Origin of the sequence: Nitrososphaera sp. AFS (assembly GCF_009898475.1) — an archaeon.
GTDB lineage: Archaea > Thermoproteota > Nitrososphaeria > Nitrososphaerales > Nitrososphaeraceae > Nitrosopolaris.
Genome location: NZ_QURE01000123.1, coordinates 1 through 5,738 on the forward strand (window position 1 = coordinate 1; position 5,738 = coordinate 5,738).

Below are 5,738 nucleotides of genomic sequence, written 5' to 3' on the forward strand. Positions count from 1 at the left end.
GATGAACGGTCGTGTCATATTCACGTAAGCTATTATTGTTACTTTAAAAATACCATAGTAGAGAGATGATAGGTTTGATTCAGACTAAGACAGATGAGAGCAGACTTTCAAGAAAGCGATGATTGTTCATATTCCATCACATTGCTCACATTATCTGGTAGAACTTCAAAATACAAGCTGTTGTTCGTACTTGTCGTAAACATAGTAATGCGCCTCCAATTTGGTGGCCCTAGTAATGTAGTGTCGAAAAATGCAATATTAAGAAAGTCGTATCAGGTGGTGTGAAATGATTCTTTGAAATTTGTTTTTTACTGTACTTGTACATAGTAGGTAGTCCCCGCATAACCCAATTTCTTTGGTAACAGGTAGTAGCAGCCGAAAACGGATGGTAGCATGACGGTAGCAGCGTGTTAACAACTAGTAACAAACGAAAACAAGAAAATAATGTAATGACACGGCTGTCAAATATGGCCGAGGATCGGAAGGCACGAGTATCATCGCTGTCTGCAGCGATGATTAAAGCTTTTTCTACCGAGAGATTATGTGCTAAAACCAACGCTGCATATCTAAGCTGTCGTCTCGTTAGGATGACAAATGGTATCATGTCGCAAAGATTATTGGAATGTTTCTCTGCGTCTTTGTTCTTCAGCCTCTAACCCAAGGCTTTAGTTTACAATAATATTCGGCATAGTAACACAGGAACATTGTAAGACATGGACTCTAGCTTTGCCTTCTGAATATTACTGAATATAAAGGTTGGAATTTGAAGAACTGGCCCAAAAATATTGAACTCCTGAGACCGAGTACTACACAATTTAATTCTCACTAATTTACTGAATGTATGAAACCTTTCCAATTGTCGTTGTTTGGTGATGAAAGTGCAAATTGCAGATAGTAACCCTGACAGCATAATAGATGTATGATCCCAACCAACGAGACGATGAAAATTCTAGTCTTTCTTAATCGTTGATTAGGAAATTGGCATTTTGTACTTCATGTTGGATGCTATTTGTCTCATCAGACTTAGCTTCCAACAACTACTATTCTACCTCTTTCTATACCATTTAGTCTTGAAGTAGCCGTCACCGTCCAAAACACCTCGCCAGAAATTTCTGTCCCTTTGACAACAGCTTTCATCCTATTGTCCAGCCCCATGTCATGATCTTCTTTTCGCTAGGAAACTATCCAATATATAACAAGGTATGACAATATTACCAATATTGAATCCATTTGATAAAATAATGCTGAGTTCACTTTACCTAAGTGGGTTGTACCCAAATATTCCACCGTTGGAGCGCCTAAGATCTCACTTTCCCTTGCCTGAAGAGATTTACAGTCGAAAAATCCAGGAGCTAGTTAATTTAGGACTGGTAGAAGATGGAAGCAAATCACGATTAACTTATCTAGGCAGAGATGCCATTAAAGTTGTCCTAGTCGGTGGGGTGTTTGACCTGATACATCCTGGACACATAACTACTCTAAAGGCTGCAAAATCGCATGGCGATGTTTTGGTTGTAGTGGTCGCCAGGACTTCTACCGCTGCAATGATAAACAAGGATAGAAGGATCTACCATGAAGAGTGCCTTCGTTTAGAATTGGTATCCTCTTTAAGCGTAGTCGACCTAGCTATAATGGGGCGAGAAGGGACATTGTTCGAGACAGTAGAATACATAAAGCCTGATGTAATAGCACTCGGGTATGATCAATTTCATAGTGAAAAGGAAATTGCAGAGAACTGTCTGAAGCGAAAATTAACCACAAGAGTGATTAGGCTAACTACGCCTATACCGGCATCAAAGAGTTCATTAATTAAGGAACATCTAGGTGAATCATTCTACAGAATATAAAGTTACTATTTTTTGATGTTCAGTCAAATCTTGTAATCGTTAGTGGTGTACATATAACTTTATCTTTATTATATCTCCATTGCGAATCCCAGCAATCCTCTTAATTGAGACTGGAGCTATAACTTCCAAGGTACTTTCGTCATAATGAGTTCGTTCCAATACAATGACAGCTGCATCCTTGATCACGCCTCCATTAATTTGTGCAGGATAGCATTTCGCCCATCCGTAGCTTCTCTTAGAGTCGCTGAAGCCACTTATAAAAACCGCGCTATAAGATCCTATTCCCCGTCTGGCGTCTCGAAACACTTTGTCAACAAGCTTCACATTTAAGGTCCCCGGATATGGAACATAGCCCAATTTTTCCTGAAACTGTTGGCGGTAGCCACTTAATGACATGTAATACGCTCCCTCGCCCATGCCAGAAACTACCCTGCCTTCAAAGTTAATTGTATCAGGAGGGCTCGATTCGATGGCCGCCTTTAGTGTCGAAAATAATCCTTCAACCGCTGCATATCCCTTTTCTGTTAGTTTAACTCTAAACCTCTGACCTTTCTTGACGCGATCTATATAGCCTGCTGCATCGAGGTCTTGAAGATGTTTTGAGGCCGCTTGCTGCGATTTCATTATATTCTTGGCCAGATCTGTGGTAGTTAATTCAATAAAACTGTACTTTGCCCCCAACATTAAGAGTTTGGTCATTGTTAAGATATGTTGCAGTTTAACTTGCGACATCCCATTCAGTTACTAATACCCATATCCCCAAAGGTTCTGACCTGGATATCCCCTGATTTTCTTAGCTCGCCAGTTCTGTGGCCAACTATGAATTCAATTCCCACCTTATCTGCGGCATCAACCAATCGCTGTGTCACTATGCCATCCAACACAAGCATCTTTCCTCCCTCAGTATTATCCAGCTTTTTGACCACATCCGAGACAGGTACTTTGAGTAATACCCTCATAGAGCCGTCTAATATCACAGCCTCCAAAGTTTCATTGATTTGAGGATAGACTCCCTTAACGGCGGACAAAATGTTCGGGTCGCTTTCCACGTAAGGGGGGCGTTCAATATCAGATTTGGCTTGTGATTGCCGTTCGACTTCTCGAGCATGTTCCTGCCTATCTCTCTTTATTTCTTGTTTCCTATCTGACTGCTGAAAGGGATGAGTCTCCTGTATATTCGGGGCGGATAAAGCTGATACCTCCTTAAGTATCTCGGCAATCTCGAGAGGAGTGCAATCCTCGACCTCTCTTCCAATAGGAGCCCTCAAGACTTTGTCGATTGCTACTACCCCGTGTAATTCTTTGAGGATTAGATCTCCGGCTCGATCACCGTCAAGGAATGCAATAACCTTCCGACCTTGAGTGAGTTTGACTATTGTTTCATCAATTTTTGCTCCTTCAATAGCGATAGCGTTATCAAATCCTGCGCGCAATAAGTTGATTACATCTGCTCGTCCTTCAACCAGAATTATCCAGTCTGATTCAAACACACCCGTCCCGCAAGCAAGCTGCGCTTTTCCAAAAGCGGTAAGTTTACCAGGCTTGCTCGCGTCATAAACATCTTTAAGCATTTCTTCACCTTCACTGATGGTTTTGGTTGCCCACTCTTGTACGATCCTCTTTGCCCTATCGACAATCACTTTCTTTTTAATAGCACGGATATCGTCGATACCGCTTAGTGCAAATTTTGCTTGAAACGGCCCAACTTTATCAATGCTTTCTATGGCAGCTGCGATAAGCGCGGCAGTGGAGATATCGGTGCTCATTGGTATGACCGCATCGCCCCTTGCCATGTTAGACTTGGTGTCAACGTTAACCTCGATTCTTCCTACTTTAGAGACCTTTTGTAACTCGTTCAAATTCATCTCGGGACCTAGAAGGCCTTCAGTCTGGCCAAAGATTGCGCCGATAATATCGGCCTTTTCAACCAAACCGTCAACCTCAAATTTTAATTTAACGTGATACTTTACAATACCTGTGTTAGGCAATCTCATAACCTCATGTTCTTAAATTATCTCTAGGGTGAGTAGGCTCGAATATAAGTGCTTACCTATAATTTTGGCAGAGCAAGGTAGATCATCGACGCAGGTTCATAAATAAAAGTGCAAATCCCTCCTGTTACCCACAATTCCTAGCAGAAACGGCCTATACCCAGAGAGATCTTCGATATGTCTGATTTTTCCATTACCAATTCGCGCGAGTGCACTCTTGTAAAACAAGCTAACTTGGTTCCCATTCAATTGGAGTCTGGTCATGAGTTCACTGGTCAAACGTTTCCCCGTCCTATCCATATCGAATAGCAGTATTATCTTTTTTTGAACCCTAGAATGAGAATCTACAAAGTCCGTTATGCCCTTAAATGTATTGAATAATGTCAATTTCCCTTTAAATCCTATGCTAGCCAACGCCTTTGCATCCCTCTTTCCTTCAACTACGATTATTGAGCCACACTCAGATTCTTCGTTGAGCATTTCGACTATGTTTTGTAAGCGATCAACGATAGCATCATCTAAAATGGTCTGGCGCATATGAAGCATATACATTGGAACCATTTAACAATTTGCGTGAGTTTTGATAAGACTACGATTTGCTTTGTCAATTTTATGTACGAACCTATAGATTAGCAAGTCCCACTGCCTCTTCCTCACTAAACAAGCCGTTCACAAAAGCGAGAAGTGCGAAAGTGTAGCATTTTTTCTTCGTGTTTAACACCACTAAATTGCGATAAAGATCATAGATAATGCGTTTGGTGAGAAGGATGTTTTTAGTTCGGTATGTTGTTTGGTGGACAAAACGAAGTCCTTCTAACCTACGCAATGTAGTGCTCATCTAAATTGGACTCGTTCTTTGAAGAAAATAAATATATGAATTTCTCATATGAAGTCTGAATTTTGAATTGGTCTTTAGTGAAAATCCCCCTAACGATATTGGCTTTTGCAACTAATAATTCTGGCCAAATCTGAGCAGTAGGACCCTAGTGAACAAAAGGCATAGAAACGTGAATCGTAACAAACGATAACTCCAATTGAGCAGTTGAAACCAGTACTATCGCCTTTACCTGTACGGATTTCTCGATTCATACTTGATTAATATTTCCTATCCTCTCGAAACTTGCTTGTTTTCGTTTTGTCTTCAGTCAAAAGAAAATAAAATTTGCAAAAGGGATCATAATGCTGGCAGAATACCATTTCTGAGGCTTAGGGCATCAATAAGACCTTCAGCATACCCCATGCTAAGGATGGCCAGCTCAGGCTTGCCTTGTTCTAAGAACTTTTCGGCGTCATCAATATAACATTCCGCATTGCACAATATGCCTGAAGTTGCCTCATTGAGGCGCCCATCGTTGATCTCAACTAATCTTCTCATTTTTAATAATGCTTCTCTCGCCATAGGAGCGTATCGATCGATCATCTCCGCTGGTATATTTCGAATAAATTTAGTGTTGTCCTTCGGTTCACTGAAGTTCTGTGTCAAAGTCATCAAAGCGTCCAATTCAGTAAAATGTAAGCCTCCAGTGACGATGATCGAATGAGGTCCGTGCCCAAAACACATTGAACAGAGAGACTTAATTGTGCCAGAAATTATTCTCTGATATGGAGTACCCACTCTAGAGGCCACGACTACGAATGTATCTTCCAGAAATACTTTTCGTCCGAGCTCACTTTCCGTTCGCAACATGGCTTGTAAAGCCCAACCGGGATCCAGAAAAAAATGACTATTTAGTCGATTATCATATTCCATTAGGATTAGTGTATGATTGCTGTTTATCAGATTCTCATACGTTGTGGTATAAACACTTACTCTAGAAGGTCGCTCAGAGGTAATGGTCACCATTTTTCCAAATTTATATATGTGAAGGCCCACCTCACCAATTAATGAAGTAATTCCAGA

6 protein-coding genes are annotated in these 5,738 nt (G+C 40.9%); 1 reads left to right on the forward strand and 5 read right to left on the reverse strand.

The window, feature by feature from the left end; genetic code table 11:
- Positions 1 to 1,023: 1,023 nt before the first annotated feature.
- The gene (locus tag DYY65_RS12795; RefSeq protein WP_255457517.1) at positions 1,024 to 1,155 is read right to left on the reverse strand and encodes a hypothetical protein; all 132 of its coding nucleotides are present in this window, start codon (positions 1,153 to 1,155) and stop codon (positions 1,024 to 1,026) included.
- 65 nt (positions 1,156 to 1,220) lie between these two features.
- Between DYY65_RS12795 and DYY65_RS10840 the strand changes: the two genes are divergently transcribed.
- Positions 1,221 to 1,847: an adenylyltransferase/cytidyltransferase family protein gene (locus DYY65_RS10840; protein ID WP_201449472.1), complete on the forward strand. Its 627-nt coding sequence runs from the start codon at positions 1,221 to 1,223 to the stop codon at positions 1,845 to 1,847.
- Positions 1,848 to 1,886: 39 nt separating this feature from the next.
- Here the strand turns inward: DYY65_RS10840 and DYY65_RS10845 are convergent, their stop codons facing one another.
- The 4 genes from DYY65_RS10845 to DYY65_RS10865 form a co-directional block, all read right to left on the reverse strand.
- Complete coding sequence (locus DYY65_RS10845; protein WP_236561801.1) at positions 1,887 to 2,546, reverse strand: CTP-dependent riboflavin kinase; 660 nt, start codon at positions 2,544 to 2,546, stop codon at positions 1,887 to 1,889.
- Between the two features lie 38 nt (positions 2,547 to 2,584).
- A complete protein-coding gene (dnaG, locus tag DYY65_RS10850) occupies positions 2,585 to 3,835 on the reverse strand; it encodes a DNA primase DnaG (protein WP_162477979.1) in 1,251 nt (416 codons plus the stop codon).
- A gap of 102 nt (positions 3,836 to 3,937) precedes the next feature.
- Positions 3,938 to 4,399, reverse strand: a complete 462-nt coding sequence (locus tag DYY65_RS10855; RefSeq protein WP_162477980.1) for a toprim domain-containing protein — start codon at positions 4,397 to 4,399, stop codon at positions 3,938 to 3,940.
- Between the two features lie 613 nt (positions 4,400 to 5,012).
- Positions 5,013 to 5,738, reverse strand: a 726-nt coding sequence (locus DYY65_RS10865; protein WP_236561802.1) for a DUF357 domain-containing protein, incomplete at its 5' end; no start/stop codon positions are given.

Excerpts from the sequence above, each read along its gene's own strand:
- DYY65_RS12795 (WP_255457517.1), bottom strand. The coding sequence starts at position 1,155 with ATGGGGCTGGACAATAGGATGAAAGCTGTTGTCAAAGGGACAGAAATT.
- DYY65_RS10845 (WP_236561801.1), bottom strand. The coding sequence starts at position 2,546 with ATGACCAAACTCTTAATGTTGGGGGCAAAGTACAGTTTTATTGAATTA.
- DYY65_RS10855 (WP_162477980.1), bottom strand. The coding sequence starts at position 4,399 with ATGGTTCCAATGTATATGCTTCATATGCGCCAGACCATTTTAGATGAT.